The organism is Zobellia alginiliquefaciens (assembly GCF_029323795.1).
GTDB lineage: Bacteria > Bacteroidota > Bacteroidia > Flavobacteriales > Flavobacteriaceae > Zobellia > Zobellia alginiliquefaciens.
In genome coordinates this window covers 2,946,341-2,970,930 of the sequence record NZ_CP119758.1, presented here as the reverse complement: position 1 = coordinate 2,970,930, position 24,590 = coordinate 2,946,341, and the positions used below count along the sequence as shown (strand labels likewise).

Annotated in this window: 15 protein-coding genes and 1 tRNA gene; 5 read left to right on the top strand and 11 right to left on the bottom strand. The window is 39.1% G+C overall.

Annotated elements, in window-relative coordinates; all coding sequences use genetic code 11:
* The first annotated feature begins 270 nt into the window (after nt 1-270).
* Nucleotides 271-1,641, top strand: coding sequence for a c-type cytochrome domain-containing protein (locus P0077_RS12430; RefSeq protein WP_276165558.1), 1,371 nt, complete (start codon nt 271-273; stop codon nt 1,639-1,641).
* A gap of 132 nt (nt 1,642-1,773) precedes the next feature.
* On the opposite strand, the gene P0077_RS12425 is transcribed toward P0077_RS12430, so the two are convergent.
* The 7 genes from P0077_RS12425 to P0077_RS12395 all read right to left on the bottom strand — a co-directional run bounded on the left by P0077_RS12425 (nt 1,774) and on the right by P0077_RS12395 (nt 7,781).
* Nucleotides 1,774-1,851, bottom strand: a tRNA-Val gene (locus P0077_RS12425).
* A 58-nt stretch (nt 1,852-1,909) separates the two neighbouring features.
* The gene (locus P0077_RS12420) at nt 1,910-3,121 is read right to left on the bottom strand and encodes a bifunctional folylpolyglutamate synthase/dihydrofolate synthase (RefSeq protein ID WP_276165557.1); all 1,212 of its coding nucleotides are present in this window, start codon (nt 3,119-3,121) and stop codon (nt 1,910-1,912) included.
* Nucleotides 3,118-4,059, bottom strand: a complete 942-nt coding sequence (locus tag P0077_RS12415; protein ID WP_276165556.1) for an energy transducer TonB — start codon at nt 4,057-4,059, stop codon at nt 3,118-3,120. The genes P0077_RS12420 and P0077_RS12415 overlap by 4 nt, the downstream gene beginning before the upstream one ends.
* A complete protein-coding gene (locus tag P0077_RS12410; protein ID WP_276165555.1) occupies nt 4,059-4,445 on the bottom strand; it encodes an ExbD/TolR family protein in 387 nt (128 codons plus the stop codon). The genes P0077_RS12415 and P0077_RS12410 overlap by 1 nt, the downstream gene beginning before the upstream one ends.
* Before the next feature lie 10 nt (nt 4,446-4,455).
* Entirely contained in the window at nt 4,456-5,148 is a 693-nt protein-coding gene (locus P0077_RS12405; protein ID WP_194526076.1) for a MotA/TolQ/ExbB proton channel family protein, read from the bottom strand.
* Nucleotides 5,149-5,199: 51 nt separating this feature from the next.
* Nucleotides 5,200-6,537, bottom strand: coding sequence for a sodium:proton antiporter NhaD (gene nhaD, locus P0077_RS12400; RefSeq protein WP_276165554.1), 1,338 nt, complete (start codon nt 6,535-6,537; stop codon nt 5,200-5,202).
* 11 nt (nt 6,538-6,548) lie between these two features.
* Nucleotides 6,549-7,781: a Glu/Leu/Phe/Val dehydrogenase dimerization domain-containing protein gene (locus P0077_RS12395; protein WP_276165553.1), complete on the bottom strand. Its 1,233-nt coding sequence runs from the start codon at nt 7,779-7,781 to the stop codon at nt 6,549-6,551.
* A 275-nt stretch (nt 7,782-8,056) separates the two neighbouring features.
* Between P0077_RS12395 and P0077_RS12390 the strand changes: the two genes are divergently transcribed.
* The 4 genes from P0077_RS12390 (at nt 8,057) to P0077_RS12375 (ending at nt 16,461) form a co-directional block, all read left to right on the top strand.
* Nucleotides 8,057-9,199: an acyl-CoA dehydrogenase family protein gene (locus P0077_RS12390; RefSeq protein WP_276165552.1), complete on the top strand. Its 1,143-nt coding sequence runs from the start codon at nt 8,057-8,059 to the stop codon at nt 9,197-9,199.
* Nucleotides 9,200-9,513: 314 nt separating this feature from the next.
* The gene (gltB, locus tag P0077_RS12385; protein WP_276165551.1) at nt 9,514-14,022 is read left to right on the top strand and encodes a glutamate synthase large subunit; all 4,509 of its coding nucleotides are present in this window, start codon (nt 9,514-9,516) and stop codon (nt 14,020-14,022) included.
* 9 nt (nt 14,023-14,031) lie between these two features.
* Nucleotides 14,032-15,498, top strand: coding sequence for a glutamate synthase subunit beta (locus P0077_RS12380; RefSeq protein WP_276165550.1), 1,467 nt, complete (start codon nt 14,032-14,034; stop codon nt 15,496-15,498).
* A gap of 135 nt (nt 15,499-15,633) precedes the next feature.
* Complete coding sequence (locus P0077_RS12375) at nt 15,634-16,461, top strand: DMT family transporter (protein ID WP_276165549.1); 828 nt, start codon at nt 15,634-15,636, stop codon at nt 16,459-16,461.
* 13 nt (nt 16,462-16,474) lie between these two features.
* On the opposite strand, the gene P0077_RS12370 is transcribed toward P0077_RS12375, so the two are convergent.
* The 4 genes from P0077_RS12370 to P0077_RS12355 form a co-directional block, all read right to left on the bottom strand.
* On the bottom strand, nt 16,475-17,983 hold the full coding sequence (locus tag P0077_RS12370; protein ID WP_276165548.1) for a sulfatase family protein: 1,509 nt from the start codon (nt 17,981-17,983) through the stop codon (nt 16,475-16,477).
* 47 nt (nt 17,984-18,030) lie between these two features.
* Nucleotides 18,031-19,482 (bottom strand): sulfatase family protein, encoded by a 1,452-nt coding sequence (locus tag P0077_RS12365; RefSeq protein WP_276165547.1) that lies wholly within the window; start codon nt 19,480-19,482, stop codon nt 18,031-18,033.
* Between the two features lie 128 nt (nt 19,483-19,610).
* Nucleotides 19,611-21,062: a RagB/SusD family nutrient uptake outer membrane protein gene (locus P0077_RS12360; protein ID WP_276165546.1), complete on the bottom strand. Its 1,452-nt coding sequence runs from the start codon at nt 21,060-21,062 to the stop codon at nt 19,611-19,613.
* 18 nt (nt 21,063-21,080) lie between these two features.
* Complete coding sequence (locus P0077_RS12355; RefSeq protein WP_276165545.1) at nt 21,081-24,539, bottom strand: TonB-dependent receptor; 3,459 nt, start codon at nt 24,537-24,539, stop codon at nt 21,081-21,083.
* Nucleotides 24,540-24,590: the final 51 nt, after the last annotated feature.

Genomic DNA, 24,590 nt, shown 5'->3' with positions numbered 1-24,590 from the left:
ACACACTATAATACTGAACTTTAAGACTTTTTAAAGTACACAAAAACTCAACATTACTTAAATTGACCATTTGTTGCACTATTGGTAACATTAGAAATACGTATTTTACGCCAACCGTATTAGATTTACTCGGTTTTATCAAAGTTTGCCTTAATATTTTAAAAGAAACTTAAACTACCGTTTATTTTTTAAGTAAAAGAGATATCCATAGAATATCGATAATTAATCAATTCACTCTCAACCGAAACAAACAGATTAGAACCAAAAATTATGATAGCATTAGAATTCTCAACATTTTTAGGCCGTTTTCACCCCCTTTTTGTACACCTGCCAATAGGCTTTCTATTCCTAGCTATTGTTTTGGAATGGTATGAAAGCTTTAGAAAAACTGAAGTTAAAAGTAAATTAATTCCAATAGCATGGTTACTGGGAGCAGTAAGTGCTGCTGGGGCAGCCGTTACCGGCTGGTTTTTAGGAGAAACAGGACTATATGAAGAAGAACATCTATTTTCCCACAGATGGCTTGGAGTAGCTCTTGTTGTAGTTGCTTTTATAGGGTGGTATTTAAAGAGTAAACCCAAAGCTTTCCCGGTTAAATTGCACCATGGTTTTAACATACTTCTCCTGGCCATGCTTTTTATTGAAGGTCATAAAGGAGGAAATTTGACGCACGGCGAAACCTATTTAACGGAATACGCTCCCGCACCCATTCAGAAACTTATAGGAGGCGGAGAAGAAAAAGATGCACTTCCTAAGTTTGCAACACCGGACTCCGTAAAAGTCTATGCGGATTTAGTAGCTCCAATTTTTGAGGCTAAATGTATAGGTTGCCATAATGATGAAATAAAAAGAGGCGGACTTAACATGAGTCACCCTGATTCATTACGAATGGGCGGTGATACCGAAAACATTGTTGCCGCTGGCAACACGGAGGGAAGCGAATTGTTCAAAAGAATTACACTTCCGCCTAAAAATATAAAATTCATGCCCCCTACCAACAACGCACTCACATATGATGAGATTAAAACCGTAGAGTGGTGGATCGAGCAAGGCGCCCCTTTTGAAGGTTCCCTTGCTAGTTTAAAGGTTACCGAAAATATTAAACCTATTTTACTAAGAAGATATGGTATTGATACAAATCCAAAGCCATGGTATGAAACCGTACAACTTCAAAAGTTAGATAGCACAAAACTTTCTATATTAGCACAAACTGGTTTTCAAGTTAAAACTTTAGGTCCTGACAATTCCTTACTGGACATTAAATACTCAGGTTCCGATCTTACTAAAGAGAAGCTCTCTGAGCTTGAAAAAGTAAAAGAATACGTTACTTGGCTATCCCTTGCCAATAGTAATGTTTCTGATGAATGGCTTTCTAGCGTTTCGCAATTCACTAACCTGACCCGTTTGGAACTAGAGAAAACAGAAATATCAGATAAGGGAGTAGCACATTTATCTGGATTAGAGCATTTAGAGGCGCTTAATCTTTACGGCACCAAAGTAACCGATGCCTGCCTTCCCCATATAGAGAAAATCAACAGCCTTAAGCGCGTTTATCTTTGGCAAACAGGCGTAAGCCCACAAACTGCCAAAAGCACGCAAGAAAACAACGAGAAGTTAAAAATTGTAATTGGAAAAGGCTAGACCGAACACCAGCCTTTGCAAGCCAAGACACCCATCTAAAAGAATTAGATGGGTGTCTTTTTTTATAGCATTAGATAATGACAAAACCTTATAAAACCAAAAAATCCTCAAACATTTAATGCTTGAGGATTCTGGTGGGCAATGAGGGATTCGAACCCCCGACCCCCTCGGTGTAAACGAGGTGCTCTGAACCAACTGAGCTAATTGCCCTAAAAGGTGTGCAAATATAAGACTCTTTTTTACTTCTCAAAAGAAAAAAGAAAAAAAATTAAATTACTTCTGAAACAGTGAACGTACTACCACCAACAAAGATAAAATCTTGCGGTCCGGCCTCCGCTAAAGCGGCATGATATGCAGCCTTAACCGTGGAAAAACTTTTGCCCGTTAAACCAAATTCCTCTGCCCTGTCTACCAATTCATTAACCTCTAGTCCACGGGAAATTTGAGGTGAGGAAAATAAATATTTCGCATCTTTAGGAAACAAGGGCAGTATGGTATTTAGGTCTTTCCCTTTTACAAAACCAAGAACAAAAATTAATTTTTTGAATTTTTGTTGAGACACCTGATTTATCACAATTGACAGTCCTTCTTTATTATGTGCCGTATCACAAATTACTTTTGGATTTTCCTGTAGTTGCTGCCACCTACCCATTAAGCCCGTGTTTTGGACCACATTTAGAAGTCCTGAACGTATTTGCTCCTGAGTTATATTAAAATCTTTAAGCTGTCTCACAACAGCTAAGACTCCTTTAATATTCTTTTTTTGGTACTCACCCAAAAGGGAGGTTTCATAAACCTCATCAATTTCCTTTTCAGCATAAATTAGTTTAGTACTTCTTGACCGAGCAACATTTTCAAAAGTTTCAGCAGTCTCTGGCTGATACTCACTAACAACTACCGTAACACCTTCTTTAATTATTCCAGCTTTCTCAAAAGCTATTTTAGGCAAAGTATCGCCTAGCATATCCGTATGATCTAATCCTATATTGGTAATAAGACTTACTTCGGGCATGATAATATTGGTGGAATCCAGCCTTCCCCCTAAACCAACTTCAACCACGGCAATATCTACTTTCTCTTTAGCAAAGTAATCAAAGGCCATCCCCACGGTCATTTCAAAAAAAGACAAATGGTTATTTTCAAAAAAAGATTGATTTTCGGCTATAAATTCAATTACAAAATTTTCAGGGACACATTCACCATTAATGCGAATACGCTCTCTAAAATCCTTTAAATGGGGTGAAGTATACAAACCGACCTTATAACCGGCCTCTTGAAGAATAGATGCCAACATATGACTACTAGAACCTTTTCCGTTGGTTCCAGCAACATGAATACTTTTAAACTTCGTTTCTGGATTATGAAGGTGGGCAGTAAAATTTTTAATGCCATTAAGCTTGGCATTAAAAGCAACTTTACCTTTTTGCTGATACATTGGAAGCTGTGCAAACATCCAATCTAAGGTTTCCTGATAGGTCACTCTCCCAATTTAAAGTTGACTACCACAAAACCTACCTGTTGACTAGGCGCATTAGAATCTAAGTTCCATTTATGCTTAAAAGCAGTTTTCTTTGCTGGATCCAATAGACAAGGACTATTATTGGTAGTTCCCTTAACACCTGGGGTGGCACTTACCACATTACCGTTTCGGTCTACAATGATTTTCACCACTACCCTACCTTCTTCGTTGCATTGCTGCTTTACCTGACCTTTACCGACCAAAGAACGGCCGTTAAGTCCGTAACCACCCGTTCCACTACCGGAGCCAGGGCTACCGTAATAACTTGTTGCATAAGGATCACCATCAGGTTGGCCTTTGTCCCCCGCTCTATTATCATCACCTTCACTACCCGAAGCGTTTCCATCGGATTTACTGATTCCGCCAATAAGAGCATCTAGCTTTTTCTTTTTGGCCTCTTGCTCTTTACGGGCCTTCTCCTCAGCAGCTTTCTTTTCTTGTGCCTTTTTTGCAGCTTCGGCCTGAGCTTTTTTCTGAGCGTCTTCCGCCTTTTTCTTGGCGGCTTTTTCTGCTTCTTCTGCTTTCTTTTTAGCGTCCTGAGCTTTTTTAATTTTAATGGATTCCTCGTTCTCTTGCGTCAAAACCTTTTCCGCAGGAGCTTCTTCAGCAACAACTTCTTCGGGCACATCTGCTGCTACATCCTCTACATCTTCAACAACTTCTTCTTGTTTAGAAGGTTCTACAGGCGGGGTCTCTACGGGTTCCGAACGAATCTTCTCTTTGGGCTGTACAGTACCACTACCAAAGTTGGTAGTACCGAAATTAACGGAAATCCCGTTTTCGATAGGTGGGTCCATATAGGTAAGGCCTATATAAAACAATACAAGCAAGAGCACGCTTAATAAAAAAGTAGTAAGCGTGAATGATTTTTTTTTGTGTCTCGTGTCTAGGAATGACATTAATCAGGTCGCACAGCCAAGATTACCTTATAACTATTTCTATTGGCAATATCCATAACGTTTACCGCTTCTTTGATGGCAACGCTTTCTTCCGCCCTTAAAATAATAGTGGGTTTATCTTGTCCTTCTAGTGCCTTTTTTAGTTCAATTTCTATGTATTCTCCGTTAATTCTCTCGTTATTGACGTAGTACTGTAAGTTCTTATCTATACTTACAGATACGTTTTGCGTATTAGTAGACTTACCTTTTGCCTTAGGAAGTAATAGATCCAAAGCATTGGGTGAGTTTGCAGTAAGCATGAAGAATATCAATAACAGAAATACGATATCTGTCATTGAAGACATGCTAAAATCCGGACTAACCTTGTTTCTTCCCCTTAGTTTCATGTCGTGTGAATTATAAAGGTTCGTTCAACAAGTCTAAAAACTCTACGGCATTAGCCTCCATTTTATGAACCACTTTATCGGTTCTGTTCACAAGGTGGTTATATCCTATATACGCTATAATACCAACAATAAGTCCCGCAACGGTAGTAGTCATGGCCGTATAGATACCCGATGCCAATGAGCCCATTTCGGCCTGTCCACCACTTGTTGCCATTTCATGGAATGCCAAAATCATACCAATTACAGTTCCTAGGAACCCGATCATTGGTGCAGCACCGGCAACAGTTGCTAAAATGCTCACGTTCTTCTCTAGTTTATACACCTCTAAGGTTCCTGCATTTTCAATAGCCGTATTGATATCATCCAACGGCTTTCCTATACGAGAAACTCCTTTTTCGGTTAATCTTGCAACCGGGGAATCGGTTTGCGCACAAAGTAATTTTGCCGCTTCCAATTTACCATTGGTAACATGATCCCGAATCTGGTTCATAAAGTTGCTATCTATCTTTGAGGCCGCTTTTATAGCAAAAATACGCTCAAAGTAAATATAGAGTGCAACGAACAACATGATAAAAAGTACCGTTATAATAAGCACACTACCTGTACCGCCATTAAATATCAAATCGATAACGGAAAGTGTCTTCTCTTCTGACATAACATCCGCAGCTGCAGGATCTTGAGCCATATCTTGAAATAACATCATAGAATTCTTAGGTATTAGAGTTGCCACTATAACGGTATTTTATCTATAAAATTATGCGTTTAATACAAAATCTCTTAATAAAATAAAAGTTACGGCTCCCGATATAAAACCGATTAATGCCAACCATGCTATTTTCTTTAAATACCAGAAGAAATCTATCTTCTCCATACCCATGGCAACAACACCCGCAGCAGACCCGATTATCAACATACTACCACCTGTACCCGCTGAATACGCAATGAAATGCCATAATGGATTATCCATTGGCTCTGAGAACATTCCCAAACTCGCAGCAACCAAAGGCACATTATCAATTATAGCGGAACCTATACCAAATAACATTACAACAATGTCCGTATTAGGAATAGCTTCATTTAAACTTTCGGCATAATGGAACAACATACCTAAAGATTCTAAAGCTGCAACCGCTAATAATATACCTAAGAAAAATAAAATACTTGGAAGTTCAATTTTTGAAAGTGAATGGTGAACTGGGCTATGGTGACCTGTAGCGTCATCTCCTTCTCCTTCTACATTTGAAATACTGAATTTTGAATTACTGTAAATTTCAGCGAAGGTAGCTACAACTGCTAATGACAACATCATACCTACGTAAGGAGGCAAATGCGTAACCGTTTTAAAGAAAGGTACAAATACAATAGCACTCAAACCTAAATACAACATGGTTGCTCCATATCTGGATTTTGGCTCCTCCAAAGTATCTATATCACTATCAATATTACCCTGAAATGCTTTAAATCTAGTAGCTATCAATACTGGCACTACCATACAAACTATTGAAGGAAGAAGAACGTGTTCCACCAATTGTAAAGCGGATACTTTGTTCGCGATCCACAACATTGTAGTGGTAACATCACCAATTGGCGACCATGCACCACCAGCATTTGCAGTAATAATAATCATACCGGCAAACCACAAGCGGGTTTCCCTATCATTAATTACCTTTTGTAATATGGTAATCAATACGATTGTAGCAGTTAAGTTGTCTATTATAGCCGAAAGAACAAAGGCCAGTATTGAAAACAACCATAACAGCTTTCGTTTACTTTTAGTTCGAATAAAACCCTTAATAGTTGCAAAACCATCAAAATAATCAATGATTTCCACAATGGTCATCGCCCCTAACAAAAACACTAGAATTTCTGCCGTTTTTCCTAAATGATGCAGTAGAATTTCATCAAGATGGGTGGGTTCGAGCTCCCTAAGTTGTGTATTTACCTCAAAAACATCCATATGGGTTAAAGCAATTATAGCCCAAAGAATAGCCATCATGGCAAGAGCCGGAATTAGCTTGTCAATTTTAAGGTTATGTTCAAGGGTAATCGCAAGATAACCTGCGAGGAATACAATAATAATAATGGTCTCCATACTCAATCTATTTATATTAGTTGTTTTAATGCAATTTCAAATGCCGTTTGGCTGATATTCTCTTTTGAAGAGTTTTGTTTATAGGTGTTCAAAATAGCTTTCCGGATAGTTTCCGAAGTGTCGTTAAAGATAAGCTCATCATCAATACCTACCCTTTTCTCCATAAAGTAAGCAAAAACGCGCGCCATTCCACAGTTAGAAATAAAATCAGGTATTAAACTAACCTTCCCATCTGTGTATTCCATTATAGGGCCAAAGAAAATTTCCTTATCCGCAAAAGGCACGTTTGCCCCGCAGGAAATAACTTCCAATCCCGTTTCAATTAAACTACTTATTTGATTTTTGGTCACTAACCGCGACGCTGCGCAAGGTGCAAAAATTTCTGTTTGCAAGGACCAGATGCGTTCATTGATTTCCTCAAAAGGAATCATCTCATCCGCACCCGCTATTAAATTGTTACCATCCTTATTAAGGAAGAAGGTCTTAATTTCTTCAAACGAGAACCCATTCTCATTGATTACGCCGCCGGCGCGATCTATAATTCCAACTATTTTAGCACCCATTTGCGCCAAATAGTACGCTGCAGCACTACCCACATTACCAAAACCTTGGATTACAGCTCTTTTACCAACTACATTGCCACCATAAATATCATAATAATGTTTTACAGCCTCCGCAACACCATAACCGGTAATCATATCCGCAACGGTATATTTCCTAGATACTTCGGGTGATAAATTACTGTTTTCCAACGCCTTTACGACCCCAAGTCGTAATTGCCCTATCCTATTGATCTTATCAGCTTCGGAAGGCCTAAAATGACCATTAAAAACTCCCTCTTGCGGATGCCAAACACCAGCATCTTCTGTAATAGGTATAACTTCGTGTATTTCGTCTACATTAAGATCGCCACCTGTACCGTAATAGCTTTTCAATAATGGCGATACTGCATGATACCAACGTTCAAGGACTCCTTTTTTCCTAGGATCCTTTGGATTAAAATTTATACCGGACTTAGCTCCGCCTATTGGTGGCCCGGAAACCGTAAATTTAACTTCCATTGTTTTTGCCAGCGAAAGCACCTCGTTCATATCCAACCCTTCTCGCATTCTTGTTCCGCCACCTGCTGCTCCACCTCTCAGTGAATTTATGACCGTCCAACCTTCTGCTTCGGTCTCACTGTCTTTCCAATTAAAGACTATTTCCGGTGATTTATTCTCGTATGCCTGTAGTAACTCTTTCATTTTAAATTGATTTAAAAAATAGTATGACTCTAATTCCTTTCATTTGAAAATCTTTCTTTCTTTACGCCAAAACGGCGTTACTGCTGTGTCATAACTTTACGTTTAAATCAATTCGAAAAACGAATTCAACAAATATAAAAATTTGGCTTGGGATAAAAAGTTTTTAACAGCTAATGAATCATCAATTTTTAAAAAAATTTAGCCAACAAAGCTAGGCTTCATATTTATTTCAGAAGCTTATATTTGTAGAAGCTCAACAAAAACACAAATAAACTATGGATTTCTCATTATCGGAAGAACATTTAATGATTAGGCAAGCCGCTCGTGATTTTGCACAAAATGAACTGCTACCAGGCGTGATCGAAAGGGACGACGCTCAAAAATTCCCCACGGAGCAAATTAAAAAGCTTGGAGAACTTGGTTTTCTAGGAATGATGACGGACTCCAAATATAATGGCAGCGGCATGGACACTCTATCCTATGTAATAGCCATGGAAGAACTTTCAAAAATTGACGCATCCGCATCAGTGGTCGTTTCGGTTAACAATTCCCTGGTTTGCTGGGGACTTGAAATGTTTGCCAATGAGGAACAAAAACAAAAATACCTTACACGTTTGGCTTCCGGAGAAGTCATTGGGGCGTTTTGCCTTTCCGAACCTGAAGCAGGTAGTGATGCCACTTCTCAAAAAACAACAGCAATAGACAAAGGAGACCATTATATATTGAATGGCACCAAAAACTGGATCACCAATGGTGGAACGGCAGATACATATTTGGTAATCGCCCAGACAGATAAAGAAAAAGGACACAAAGGCATTAACGCACTTATTGTTGAAAAAGGAATGCCCGGTTTTGAAATAGGACCAAAAGAAAATAAATTAGGTATTCGCGGTAGTGACACCCATTCCCTTAATTTCAATGATGTTAAAGTCCCAAAAGAAAATAGAATTGGCGAAGATGGCTTTGGTTTTAAATTTGCCATGAAAACTCTTGCCGGAGGACGCATAGGTATTGCTGCACAAGCTCTAGGTATTGCAGCAGGTGCTTACGAACTTGCCCTTAAATATTCAAAACAAAGAAAAGCTTTTGGCACAGAAATAGCCAACCACCAAGCCATTGCTTTTAAATTAGCAGATATGCATGTCCAGATCGAAGCTGCACGTAACCTAGTATATAAGGCTGCATGGGAAAAGGACCAAGGCAAGAATTATGATTTATCAGGTGCTATTGCCAAACTATACGCTTCACAAGTAGCAATGGACACAACGGTAGAAGCCGTGCAAATTCACGGAGGTAACGGTTTTGTGAAGGATTACCACGTAGAGCGCCTTATGAGAGACGCTAAGATAACTCAGATTTATGAAGGCACTTCTGAAATTCAAAAAATTGTAATATCGCGAAGTATACTAAAGGATTAAAATAAAAATAACAGAACACCCCGTTATTTTTATCGAACTTCACCTATATAATAGACTCAAACATAACAATACCATCAAAAACGGAGGGGGTCATATTAAAAAGTTAAGAAATATAACAAATACCCCCTCTAAAAACCTTTCACAGGTCTACTGAATATGCTAATTTTACCATTCTGATAATTTTAGCTCACATAAAAACCATATCTGAATAATTTTCAACGTTTTATTTGAAACGTTGAATTTTTATCTGATTAGACAAAAATAGCTGCTAATTATTCATCAGAAATGCTATTTTTGGATAAATACCATAATCTATGACGTTGAAGAAGCAAGGGTTGTACCTACCGGAATTTGAACATGACAACTGTGGCGCAGGTTTTATCTGCAGCCTTAAAGGAAAAAAATCTAATGATATCATCCATAAGGCACTGGAGATATTAGATAAGTTAGAGCACCGTGGTGCTGTTAGTTCAGATGGAAAAACCGGTGATGGTGCAGGTATACTTATAGATATACCACATGATTTTTTTAAGGCAGTTTGCGATTTTGAACTTCCGGAACCAGGTAAATATGCCGTAGGTAACATATTCTTACCTCAAAAAGAGAATCAGCGTGAATTCTGCACTTCTACTTTTGAAGAAAACATAAAAAAACAAGGTCTAAAATTGCTAGGCTGGAGAGATGTTCCTGTAAACCGATCTATTCCGGGTCGTGTTGCCATGGAAACCGAACCTTATGTTAAACAGGTTTTCATTGCAAAAGAAAATGAAGAGCAGGACTATTTTAACTTCAACCTTAAATTGTTCATTGCAAGAAAAGTTACGGAACATGCCGTAATCAATTCAAAACTTTCGGAAAGCAAGTTCTTCTATGTGCCTAGCCTTTCCACAAAAATCATCATATTCAAAGGGCTTTTGATGCCTAAAGACATCAGCCTATACTATAAAGATTTAATGGATTCTCGTGTGGTAACCCGTTTATCACTGGTTCACCAACGATTTTCTACAAATACATTCCCTACTTGGGATTTGGCACAGCCTTTCCGCTATATGTGTCACAACGGTGAAATAAACACCCTTCGTGGTAACGTATCTAGAATGCGCTCACGCGAAGAGTTATTAAAGAGTGATTGGTTCGGAGACGAAATAAAAAGTATACTACCTGTAATACTTCCAGGAAAATCAGATTCGGCCACCATGGATATGGTAGTTGAACTATTGCTAATGACCGGTAGATCTTTACCTGAGGTAATGATGATTTTAGTACCGGAAGCTTGGGAGAAGAATCCGGATATGTCCGAAGCTAAAAGAGCTTTCTACGAGTACCACTCTTGTATGATGGAACCATGGGACGGACCGGCGTCTGTTCCGTTTACCGATGGAAATTACATTGGTGCCGTTCTTGACCGGAATGGTTTAAGACCTTCACGTTATACCGTAACGAAAGATGACTACGTAATAATGTCATCTGAAACCGGTGTTGTGCAAATTGCTCCAGAAAACGTGGAATTTCACGGAAGATTGGAACCAGGTAAGATGTTCTTGGTAAACATGGAAGAAGGCCGCATCATTAATGATGAAGAAATTAAGGAAGATATTGCCAGTCGCCAACCTTATAAAGAATGGTTAGACAAAAATTTGGTTCACCTAAAGAACATACCTTATAATGACTGTCCGTTATTTTTAGGCGAAGCTTCTCTAGAAAAACGTAAATCGGTTTTTGGATATACGCTTGAAGATATCAATACCATTATCCTTCCTATGGGAAAAACTGCTAAAGAACCTATTGGTTCTATGGGGTCTGATACTCCAATTGCAGTATTATCTCAGCGCCCACAGTTGATCTATAATTATTTCCAACAATTATTCGCTCAGGTAACGAACCCGCCTTTAGATGGTATTCGTGAAGAATTGATTACAGATATTAGTCTTACCCTAGGTAGTGACCACAATATATTTGACTTCTCCGAATTGCATTGTCGAAAATTAAAAATTCAGAATCCGGTTATATCCAAAGAAGATTTGGATAAAATCAAAAACTATGATGCTAGTCCTGACTATAAAGTAGTTTCCATCCCAACCCTTTACGAAATAAATAGAGGCCACAACGGTTTGGAAGACGCCTTAGAGTCTATTCTTGACCAAGCATCTAAAGCTATTGATCAGGGCGCGAACATCATCATCCTTTCGGATAGAAATGTAAACGAATCCCAAGCACCAATTCCAGCACTACTTGCCTGTTCCTATGTAAACAGTGGTCTACAGCGTTTAGGAAAGAGAAGTAAACTAAGTGTTATTATTGAGTCTGCAGAACCAAGAGAAGTGCACCATTTCTGCCTATTGTTCGGTTTTGGAGCCAGTGCAATTAACCCATACTTGGTAAACGAAATTATTGGAGAGCAGATTGAAGAGCATGACATTACCGACTTCACTTTTGAGGAAGCCGTTAAGAACTATAACAAAGCCATTGGCAAGGGTATTCTTAAGGTAATGAACAAAATTGGTATTTCTACTTTAAATTCATACCGAGGTTCTCAACTTTTTGAGTGTATAGGTATCAATAGTAAAGTGGTTGACAAATATTTCCCTAATACACCTACCCGTATTCAAGGTATCGGCTTGTATCAAATAGAGAAAGAAGTTGCAAAGCGCCACAAGAAAGCTTTTAGTACAAAAGAAGTTGCTGCCAACCTTGACCTAGAAATAGGTGGGGAATATCGTTGGAGACGTGATGGCGAAAAACATATGTTCAACCCATTAACGGTTGCAAAACTTCAAAAAGCGGTACGTGGTAATGAGAACGACACCTATAAGGAGTATTCTTCTATGGTGAACGAACAGTCAAAAAATTTGATGACCATTCGTGGTTTATTCGAATTCTCTAACTACGACCCTATTCCATTGGAAGAGGTAGAACCATGGACTGAAATCGTAAAGCGCTTTAAGACCGGAGCTATGTCTTACGGGTCTATTAGTAAAGAAGCCCACGAGAACTTGGCTATTGCCATGAACCGTATTGGCGGTAAAAGTAATTCTGGTGAAGGAGGAGAAGATTCTGAGCGTTTCTACAAAAACGCTACGGGAGACTGGAAAAACAGCGCCATAAAACAAGTTGCATCAGGTCGTTTTGGAGTTACCTCCGATTACCTTACCAATGCAAAAGAAATACAGATTAAAATGGCACAGGGTGCCAAGCCAGGAGAAGGAGGTCAACTACCTGGTCCTAAAGTGAACCCTTCCATTGCTAAAACTAGAAACTCTACACCGTATGTAGGTTTAATTTCACCTCCACCACACCACGATATTTATTCGATCGAAGATCTTTCTCAGTTGATATATGATTTAAAATCAGCCAACAGAGAAGCACGAATAAACGTGAAATTAGTTTCCGAGGTTGGTGTAGGTACAGTTGCCGCTGGGGTTTCTAAAGCAAAAGCAGATGTTGTTCTTATTTCCGGATTTGACGGAGGTACGGGAGCATCTCCATTAACCTCATTGAAACATGCAGGTCTACCATGGGAACTTGGTGTTGCGGAAGCACAGCAAACCTTGGTAATGAATGACCTAAGAAACAGAATCGTTCTTGAATGTGATGGCCAGCTTAAAACCGGTCGTGATGTTGCAGTAGCGTGTTTATTAGGGGCAGAAGAGTTTGGTTTTGCCACAGCTCCACTTGTAGCTTCAGGTTGTATTATGATGCGTGTTTGTCATTTGAACACATGCCCAGTAGGTATTGCAACCCAAAATCCGGAATTACGTAAGAAATTTGCAGGTAAGCCGGAGCACGTTGTCAACTACATGTATTTTGTTGCTCAGGAACTACGTGAAATTATGGCTCAATTAGGTTTCAGAACCATCAACGAAATGGTTGGTCAAGTTCAGAAGCTAGACCGTAAGAAAGCAATTGACCATTACAAATCCGCAGGTATCGATTTAACTCCAATTTTATATGAAGTTGATGTGCCAGCCGGAACTAAGTTCTACAACACTCAAGCACAAACCCACGATATTGATAAATCAATTGAATTTGATATCATCGCAAAAGCGAATCCTTCTTTATTTAGAAAAGAAAAACTAACATTAGATTTTCCTATTAAAAATACAGACCGTGCAGTTGGAGCCATCATCAGTAATGAGATTTCTAAAGTATACGGAGCACAGGGATTACCAATAAATACTTTAAAACTGAACTTTACAGGTTCTGCAGGACAAAGTTTTGGTGCTTTTGCCACCAGAGGTTTAACCATGACCGTTAATGGGAATACAAATGATTACCTAGGAAAAGGTTTATCTGGGGCTAAGCTGGTAATTAAAGTTCCCGAAAAATCTACCATCGTACCAGAAGACAACGTAATCACGGGTAATGTCACCCTTTACGGAGCCACAGCCGGTCGTGCTTATATTAACGGAAAGGCCGGTGAACGTTTCTGCGTTCGTAACTCCGGTGCCAAAGCTGTAGTAGAAGGTATTGGTGATCATGGTTGTGAATATATGACCGGCGGTGTTGCCGTAATTCTTGGTGAAGTTGGAAGAAACTTTGGTGCAGGTATGAGCGGCGGAATTGCTTTTATCTATGATGATAAAAATACCTTCAGAAAAAAATGCAATAACGAAGACCTGAATTTATTATCGGTTACCGAAGATGACGATATCAAACAATTGAAAGATTTAATCGAAAGTCACTACAACGCTACTTTGAGTCCGCTTGCACAGCGTATTTTAGAGAAGTGGGAAGATTGCCTACCTAAATTCGTTAAGGTTCTACCGGAAGAATACAAACAGGCACTACTACGTATGGAAAGAGAAAAATTAGAAACTATTTAAAGTCGAGAAATGGGAAAGATAACAGGATTTTTGGAATTCGATAGAAAAGTAGAATCGTACGCGCCTGTTGAAGAACGCGTAAAAAATTATAATGAGTTTACCGTTGCCTTAAACGAACCTGAATTAAAAGATCAGGGAGCAAGGTGTATGGACTGTGGCATTCCCTTTTGCCATAGTGGTTGCCCATTGGGTAATTTAATACCTGATTTTAATGATGCGGTATACCGTGCCAAATGGGAAAAAGCAGCTGAAATTTTGCACTCAACGAACAACTTCCCGGAATTTACCGGCAGACTTTGTCCGGCACCTTGTGAAGAAGCTTGCGTACTAGGCATCAACGAAGACCCGGTAACCATTGAGAATATTGAGAAAAATATTGCAGAAAAAGCTTTTGAAAAAGGTTGGATCGTTGCTGAACCACCTAAAAATAGAACGAATAAAAAAGTTGCCATTGTAGGGTCTGGTCCTGCTGGCCTTGCTGCAGCTCAACAGTTAAACCGTGCAGGCCATACCGTTACCGTTTTTGAAAGAGACGAAAAACCAGGCGGCCTTTTGCGTTATGGTATTCCTGACTTTAAAATGGAAAAACATATCATAGACCGTAGACTTAAAGTACTAGAGGAAGAAGGTATAGAATTTAAATGTGGTGTTCACGTAGGAAAAGATATTTCTGGGGAAGACCTTAAAAATGATTTTGATGCCGTTGTTCTTTCAGGAGGAGCAACCGTTCGTAGAAACCTACCTATTGAAGGTGCGGATCTAAAAGGTGTTGTACAGGCTATGGATTTCTTACCGCAGAACAATCGAAGAGTAGACGGAGTGAAAGATTTTGAGAATGAAATTTTAGCAACGGGGAAAGATGTTGTTGTTATTGGTGGTGGCGATACCGGGTCTGACTGTATAGGTACTTCAATAAGACACGGAGCAACCTCTGTTTCTAACTTTGAGATTATGCCAATGTCTACCACAGAAAGACCGGAAGGTCAGCCATGGCCTTTCTGGCCTATGCGCTTAAAAACGAGTACGTCCCACAAAGAAGGAGCCGAACGTTTTTTCAGTATATCTACTAAAAAGTTTTTAGGAGATAAGGACGGTAACTTAACAGGTTTAATTACTTCTCAAGTAGAATGGGTCAAGGAACCCGGAAAATCTATGACTTTAAAAGAAGTAGAAGGTACCGAGAAAGAATGGAAGTGTGAATTGGCACTTTTAGCACTAGGTTTCACCGGTTCTGAAATGACTATTGCCGAGCAATTAGGCGTCGAAGCTGACGGTAGAACAAATATTAAAGCAAGCGAAGCAGATTATAAAACAAACGTACCTGGTGTATTTGCAGCCGGTGACCAAAGACGCGGGCAATCATTAATTGTCTGGGCTATTTCTGAAGGTCGTCAAGCAGCTTACCATGTAGACACCTACCTTATGGGAGAATCTGCACTGCCTTTAAAAGGTGAAGGAGATTTACCAAGGGTATAACCTAGGGTTAGTTTTATAGACTAATAATTTATATGATCCAACCCAATTAATTGGGTTGGATTTTTTTTATCCACTACACTTCCGTAGTAAACTCCCCATGTTTCTGTTATGAACATAAAAAAGGTCCTCTTTTACATGATTATTAGCGCTTTGGCATTTACCTTAATGAATGTCTCCGTTAAACAGTTACAGCACTATAGCGTTTATCAAATTGTATTCTTTAGAGGTTTTGGTTCCTTCTTACTTACCATGGCTATTTTAAAACGTCTAAAGATTTCCATAATGGGAAACAACAAGAAATTGCTAGTCTTGCGAGCCGTTGTCGGGACTAGCTCCATGACCTTGTTCTTTATGTCACTGAGATACCTTTCCGCCGGAACAGCGGTTTCATTACGTTATTTGGCGCCCATTTTTTCCGCAATTTTTGCGATATTCTTTTTAAAGGAAAAAATTAAGCCTGTTCAATGGCTATTTTTTATTATCTCTTTTATAGGTGTTTTGATATTAAAAGGATTAGACACCCATTTACACAATACGGGACTAGCCCTAATAATAGGTGCCGCTGTGCTTAGCGGACTGGTGTACATTATTATAAGTAAAATAGGAAAGAGGGATCACCCAATTGTAATTGTAAACTATTTTATGTTTACAGCCACTGTTTTTGGAGGCCTATTGATGCTATCCTACTGGGAAACACCTACTGGTATAGACTGGTTATTTCTATCTACTTTAGGGGTTTTCGGGTTTATAGGGCAACTCTACATGACAAAAGCCTTTCAAATTGCCTCGAACAACCTTGTAGCCCCTTTTAAATACCTAGAAGTACTATTTACCGGACTTATTGGTTTTATGTGGCTAGGTGAAGTTTATACCTTGTGGAGTTTTGCAGGTATACTTTTAATTATCATAGGCCTGGTAATGAATGTTGCCTACAAGGCCCGTGATAAAAGATATACTATTTAAAATAATGTTGCCCTTAGGATTTATTGAGCGTCTTCACATAAATCGCTTGCAGAGACAATTTATCATCCATCGTTTTTTGAAGTTCTAAAAGATCAGTAAACAATGTTTCGACCTTTTTAATGTATTCAGGCCTATCCGCCAAGTCGTTCATTTCATTCGGATCTTCTTCCATATCGAATAAAAGTACTTTTTCTATTTTCGGATATACCAATAGCTTGAAACCATCTTTACGAATCATTCGCTGAACATTCTCATAGGCGCCATAGATTCCACTGTAGTGACTATTTTCACGCTCCCCGTTGACAATATCCATAAAGCTATGAAACTGTACATGGTCAGGCTTGTCCACATCTGCTAACTCCAAAGTTGTAGCCATGATATCTTGCAAATAAACATCTTGACCTAAAACTTTCCCTTTAGGTATACCCGGACCTACAACCATCATAGGTATACGCACGCTATGATCAAACATACTCTGTTTTCCAATTAGCCCGTGATGCCCTACAGATATGCCGTGATCCGCACCAAAAAAAATATAGGTATTTTCCATTTTTCCACTTTCCTCCAAAGCATCAAGAATCTTTCCTATTTGCTCATCCATATGGCTCAACAATGCATAATATTCTTGACGATGGACTTTAACCGCATACTCGGTTCTTGGAAAAGGGGCCAAAGCTTCATCTCTAAGCCCAGGGTGATTACCCATGTCATCCTTCCAAGGATATTCCGGCATAAAATTTTCTGGCACTTTAATATTTTCCAAAGGATACATATCTAAAAAACGCTGGGGAGCTTGCCGCGGATCATGAGTAGCACTAAACGCCAAATACATAAAAAAAGGATTATCTTTTTGCTTTGCTATTTCAATAAATGACAGGGCATCGTCCCGCACTACTTCACTCCAGTGCTTACCACCTTCCCAAAAACCTCCCTGCAGGGTATCGGCAGGTGACCACTCCGTATCCTCAGGACCAGTTGGGCGACCATATCCTACAGGCATATAATCGTTCCAATTCTTCATATCGCCAGATTCCTTTTTCCATCTTTTTATTGCGGCATGCAACTCTCCTCTTTTATCACCGGGCATACCAGGACGTACGTGCCTTGCATCATTAAAAACTGCAGTGGCCGGGGCTTCTACATGCCATTTTCCGGTCATATAGGTATCATATCCTTGCTTTTCCAATAGCTTTGCCCACGTTTGATCTACTGCTTTGGCATCCCCTTTTGCCCATTTTTCACTTTTTTCTTGAGCATTCCATATATATGATCCCGAAATAATCATAGCACGTGAAGCGACACAAATTGCACCGCTCCACCCGCCCATATTGTAGGCATGGGTAAAAGACGTGCCGTTATTTACCAAACGATCTAAATTTGGCGTATAGACCTCATCAAAACCATGTGCACGAATACTTTCAAAGGTCTGATCATCAGAAAATAAAAAGACAAAATTGGGTTTCTCTTGTGCGGATAGCCCAAAAGATGTAATCACTATTAGATAAATATATAACTGTCTCATTTTTAAATTCAATCGTTTTTAAAACCTATCTTATAAAAGACGGCTTATTAATAATCATTTTCTTGGGCACTATTCTCTTGAGAAGTTTTCCATTCTCTCCAAACGAATGTCATTGCATTCAATATTTCAGGTTCTTCTTTTGAAAGGTCCGTCTCCTCGCCCGCATCATTCACAATATTATAAAGTTCAAAATGTTCCCCTCCGTCATTGCTATAAATCTTATACTCATTATCCATCAATGCTGCTTGTTTTTGAAACTCGAATGCTAAAGGGGTTGACCTTTGTTTAACTTTTCCCTTTACAATGGGAAGCAAATCAACACCATCATACGGGCGCTCATTTTTCTTTAAATCAACACCCAGTATATTTGCTATCGTAGGAAAATAGTCAGAAGTAAAGCAAGGCACTTCTATTTTGGTATCTGGTTGAATTTTACCTTGCCATTCCATAATTCCCGGCACTCGGATTCCACCTTCGTAAAGACTTCTTTTTCTACCTTTTAGCCCACTGGTAATTCCTTGGGTTCTTCCTGAAACCGATTTCCCTTCGGGACCATTATCACTCGTATAAAAAAGAACGGTATTCTCCGCTGCACCCAATTCTTCTAATTTATCACGAAGACGCCCCACCTGTTTATCCATAGCCGAAATAACACCATAATAATGTTGCTGATCTTCGGATAAATTGGCATACTGTTCCCTATCATCACCACCTGCCAAGACAGGGAGATGTGGCGTATGAAACCAAATTATACTTAAAAAAGGTTTTTCACTTTTTACTGCATTTTCAATAAAAGGAATCGCCCGATCCATAATAACTCTTGAATCATCACCCTCTAAATTATCGGTTGCTATTTGACCCGGTCCTGTCCAGTATGAAGTAAAAAAAGGTTTACCTTCTTCCAAATCTCCGCGTACATCACCAGAAGATTTTGGTGGTGTAATCATCGGGTTCCAGGTTGGCACTTTTGATTCCGTAACAAAACTAACATCAAAACCATGATCCCAAGGTGGAGCATAATCAGCATCGAATTTAGGCCTCCCACCCCGGTTTGCCTCAACTGTATCTCGTGTGAGCGTACCTAAATGCCATTTACCAAAATGACCTGTGGTATACCCCAGCTTTTTTACCATTTCCCCTAAGGTAATTTCTTCCGATTTTATATGACCACAATTGGCATGACATATCCCATAACGCAAGGGGTGTCTACCGGTCATTACACTACCCCTTGTTGGAGAACATACTGCAGACGCCGCGTAGAAACGCTCAAAAACAACTCCATTCCTGGCCATTTTATCTAGATTAGGAGTTTTTAAATGTGGATGGCCATTATAGCCCGTATCTCCCCAACCTTGATCATCTGCCATAAGTAAGATAATGTTCGGTCTCTCATTGTCAATGGTTTCAACAGCTGCTGTTTTAGTTTTTTCAGAACAGCTCAACAAAGTAATCAATGTAAAAAATCCGCTTACAACTAATTTTATATCCGTTTTTGTCATTATTTTGATTACCATTAAAAATTAAAACATTAAACATATCTGGTCAGAGAGACATGAAAATCCCTCCAACCAAATACATTAACTAACTCACGAAATAAAACTATATTAATTGTCAAGGTCCGTATGAATTACCAACCCTCGTTTTGAGTTAAATTTGGATTTAACCTAACCTGATTGTTAGGAATAGGAAAAAGCAATTTGTAATCTTCCACCGTTTTACCTTGAGCTCTTAAGGTGGTTAAAAAATCTCCCCTCCTTTTTAAGTCCCATGCTCTTTGTCCTTCAAAGGCCAACTCAAACCTTCTTTCCTCGAGCACAGCGGTTCTAAATTCGTCTTGTGAAAGACCTGCCAAGTCGGGAAGGTCTGCTTCTACTCCATTTCTTGCTCTCGCTCTCACTTTGTTTATCCATGTATACTTTTCGGAAGCAGCTGGATCAACCTCGTTTGACGCCTCTGCCGCAATCAACAAAACATCTGCATACCTAATTACATTTAAATTTACTCCTGATTGCAATTCTGCCGCACGATCATCAAACTTACTAACGTAGTATGGAAAAACACCAGGACCGTAGGCTTCTTCCATGGTAATAGTTCCGGTAACACCATCAATATGCTCATAACTATCTGCTATGGTAACGGATTTCCTATAGGATGTTGGATTTTCAGAAACGAATTCATCACTTGGAGCTATTGACCCCCCAACAACCGTATTTGCCCAAAAAGAATTTCCATACTGCCCCGGAAGAGCACGGGGGCCAAAGGTTCCGGGAATGGGATTGTTCCTCTCCCCACTCAGGTATTGAATCTGATAAATATGCTCAATACCATTGTTGTGCTCTGTTTTAAAAATATGTGCATAATCCGCAAAAAGATCAAATGAACCTGAATCAATTACTCGTTTGGCATGAACCAATGCATTAGGAAAATCATTTCTATACAAATATATCCTAGCCAATAAGGCATCCACAATGTGGGCATTTAGTCTACCGGCAAGGCTAGTAGTGGGTAATTCCAAAGCAGCTTCGGTCAAATCCCTAAAAATCAAAGCATACACTTCTTCCTCAGTTGCACGGGCCCTATCCACCTCTTCAAAGCCTATTGTAGGGATTTCATAAATAGGTACTCCTCCCATTATACGTACCATATGCCAGTAAAAAAGTGCACGCAATGCCTTTGATTCGGAAACTATATCCGCTCTTTTTTCTTCATCAAAATCTATTTCTGCTGTGTAAAGTGCAACTTCGTTAGCCAAGTTTATTCCGTCATAAGCTGACCTCCAAAACCCTTCCGTAAGCTCGTTGCTATAGGTAAACTCATCCCACTCGAACAAATCTGAAACATTTGGAGATACCGTAGCATTATCCGCATTTACCTCTCCATAATTTATTATTGTGTTACCATACAGGTCATACACTGAGTTATAGACTCCGTATAGACCCGTTACCGCATCATCCTCCGAAGAATAAAAATTTGCAATACTGATATTCCCAGCAGGATTTTCCTCTAGATCACTTTCACAAGACGTCAACCACAGAGCGAAAGACATCATAACACTACCTATGTATTTTATATTTTTCATGATATTTTTCTCTTTAATTTAAAATCCCAATTTCATTCCAATCCTAAACGTACGTGATGACGGATAGGCTCCGTTATCAACACCAAAGCTGACGTTACTAGAAGCATATAAATCTACTTCTGGGTCAAAACCGGTATAATTGGTTACTGTAATTAAATTATCTGCCGCAATAAACAATTGAGCACTTCTAAACCAATTGAAACCCAGGTCATCTACAGGCAGATTGTATGAAAGATTTATGGTTTTTACTCGCAAATACGAACCATCTTCAACATTTCTATCACTAAAATTCTTCCACTCACCGGCATTGGTAAGAGGGGCTTCAATGGTGGTGCTGGTTCCCGGTCCTTGCCAACGTTCATCAAAAGCTTTTTGTAATACATTGTGCTTTTGAGGTTGAGCGTATAGGCCAATCGTATTCATATTTGCCAAATCATTGCCTTGACTACCATTGATAAATATGGAGAGGTTCAGGTTCTTATACGCAAACGAATTGGTGAATCCGTATATGAAATCTGGATTAGGATTACCTACAATTTCCTTATCATCTAAATTTTGCCTGAAGCCGTCACCATTTAAATCTCTGTATTTAGGAAGTCCTACCCTATTTACACCGCCAACTGTATTTCCACCAGCTATAATTTCTTCTTCTGACTCCCAAATACCATCAAAACGGTATCCAAAGAACTGACCTAATGGCTCCCCTACCCGAGCTATAGATTGTCCGTAAGCAGTTTCACCTCTTCCAATTGTATTGATCAATTCGTCCGTTCCTTCGGGAAGTTCCAGTAACTCATTACGATTAAAGGAAATATTGAAATTAGAATTCCAAGTAAGCTGTCCAAAATTATGACTTATTCCAAGATCAAATTCAAACCCCTTATTCTCCACTTTCCCGATGTTTTGTACGCTAGTATTGTAACCTGATTGCGTAGGAATGGCCACGCTTAACAAAAGATCTTCGGTAGTTTTCACATAGTAGCCGGCCTCTAAATTCAGATGACCATCAAAAAAACTCATTTCAAGTCCAGCATCGGTCTGTTTTGTACGCTCCCATTTTAAGTCAGGGTTATTAATACGATTTGGAGCCAAGCCAACAACCGGAACACCGCCAATTATAGGTTGATTGGTTGCCTCATACAATGCCAAGGAATTATAGGCTCCTATAGATTCATTACCTGTTAGACCATAGCTACCTCTAAGTTTTAAAGAACTAAAGACATTAAGGTTTTGAATAAAGTTTTCTTGTCCTAATTTCCATGCTATTGCTCCTGATGGAAACACACCCCATTTCTTACCCGTACCAAATTTAGAAGAACCATCTCTACGGATAGATCCGGTAATTATATATTTATCATCAAAAACATAGTTGATTCTACCCAAGTAGGACAATAGTGAACTCTCTGTTGCACCACTCGCAGATGGTCTCGGATCAGAACCCAGTTCAAGATTATTAAACTCCACTAGATCTGTAAAAAAATCATCGGTACGCGAGAATACGCTCTCCACCTTATTATTCTGATACGTATATCCTACGACAGCATCTATACGGTGCCGTTCGCCTATAGTCTTATTATAGTTGAATGTATATTCTGCCAATAAGTTTGTTCGTTGTAAAGAACCAATAGATGCAATTCCATTATTAGGGAGCGCCTGCGTTTCTGCCGTTGTAGGGGTATACGCATTTCTTTTTGAGTTGATTAAATCCGCACCAAAATTTGCCTTGAAAGAAAAACCATTAAAAAATTGATATTGTAAAAAAGCGTTACTTAAAATTCGTGTGGTGTAAGTAAGATCTGTTCGCGTTTTAGCAATTGACACGGGGTTCTCCAGTACTTTTACCGTTTCATCATGATTGTGCACATAATTACCATCTTCATCGGTAACGGGAATTACGGGAGTAGTAGCCAAAGCATTCCACAAGGGTGTATCATTTTGATATCCTCCACCATCAGAATCTACAGCATCATTTATGGTTCTGGTAATATTGGTATTCATGCCGAACTTTAGTCTTTCTCCTAAATCTTGGTCCAGATTGAATTTAAGCCCTGCTCGTTTAAAATTAGATTCAATTATTATTCCATCTTGATCCATATAATTACCGGAAACCAGATACCTAGTTCCTTCCTTCCCCCCAGAGACGGTAAGATTATAATTATTGGTAATTGCACTTCTAAAAATCTGGTCTTGCCAATCTGTTCCCTCACCTAAATCTGCAGGCAATGGTTTATTTATTCCATCATAAATTAAAGGAAGGTCATTATTTGTAGCCCATTCATTGGTTAAAATTGCCAGCTCTTCGGCATTTGTCAAATCTAACTTTTTCCTAACCGTACTAATGCTTGTTGAATATTCAAAATCGATTTTAGCCTTACCTATACCACCTCTTTTAGTGGTAACGATCACAACACCGTTAGCACCTCTTGCTCCGTAAATTGCCGTTGCCGAAGCATCTTTTAGAACTTCAATAGATGCAATTTCCGAAGAACTGATACTCGTTAACGGATCGCTTGCAGAGGCTCTGTTACCTCCAGCTTCCGGAGTTGTATTGCCATTATCAATTGGAAAACCATCAACCACATAAAGAGGTTGACTAGAAGCGTTAATTGAGTTCGTACCCCTTACCCTAATTCTAATACCTCCTCCTGGCGCGTTGGATGCCGCCCTAATATCAACACCCGAAGCCTTACCCTGTAAGGATTGTACAAAGGTATTGGATGGTGTTTTTTCTAGATCCGATCCTTTTACCGAGGATACCGACCCCGTTAAATCTTTTTTTCTCACCGTACCATAGCCAACCACAACAACTTCGTCAAGACCTGCAGCATCTTCCGCTAAACTAACAGAGATATTAGCTTGACCATTTATACTGATCTCCTTAGTAGCAAAACCTATATAGGAAACCACCAGAACGGCAGTATCATCAGCTACTTCTAGTAAAAATTTCCCATCAAAATCTGTTTGGGTACCATTGGTTGTTCCTTTCTCTACAATGTTTGCACCCGGCAACGGAGCCCCATCCGCATCCAAAACCATACCGGATACTTGAAATTGGATGTCGTCCTCTTTACTTTTTGATTTAGATTCAAAAACGCCAGGAGACTTACCTATTACCAAGTTTTTTCTTGCTAGTATTATCTGCCGATTACGTGTTTTAAAACCCACATCCGTATGGTTGAACAGTTGATTTAGAATATCAGAAATTTTCTTATTCTCAACATGAAGCGTTACCTTTCTTTTAAGGTCTATCTGTTCACTTTCATATAAAAAGCGAAATTCAGATATAGATTCGATTTTATTAAAAACCTGCTCTACACTTGCATTTTCAAGGTCCAATGTCAATTTCTTACCCTGTGCATAGGAGTTAGCCTGAATCTTGAACAATGAAACTATAATTAAGATAGTGGTCAGTTTCATTTTTAGGTCCATTTTAGGGAAATACCTAAGCGGCACCCCCCTACTAAAGAATTTTTTCATAGTTTTGGTTGGATTAAATAATTAAGAAAACGTTGTTTAATTCGCACTTAT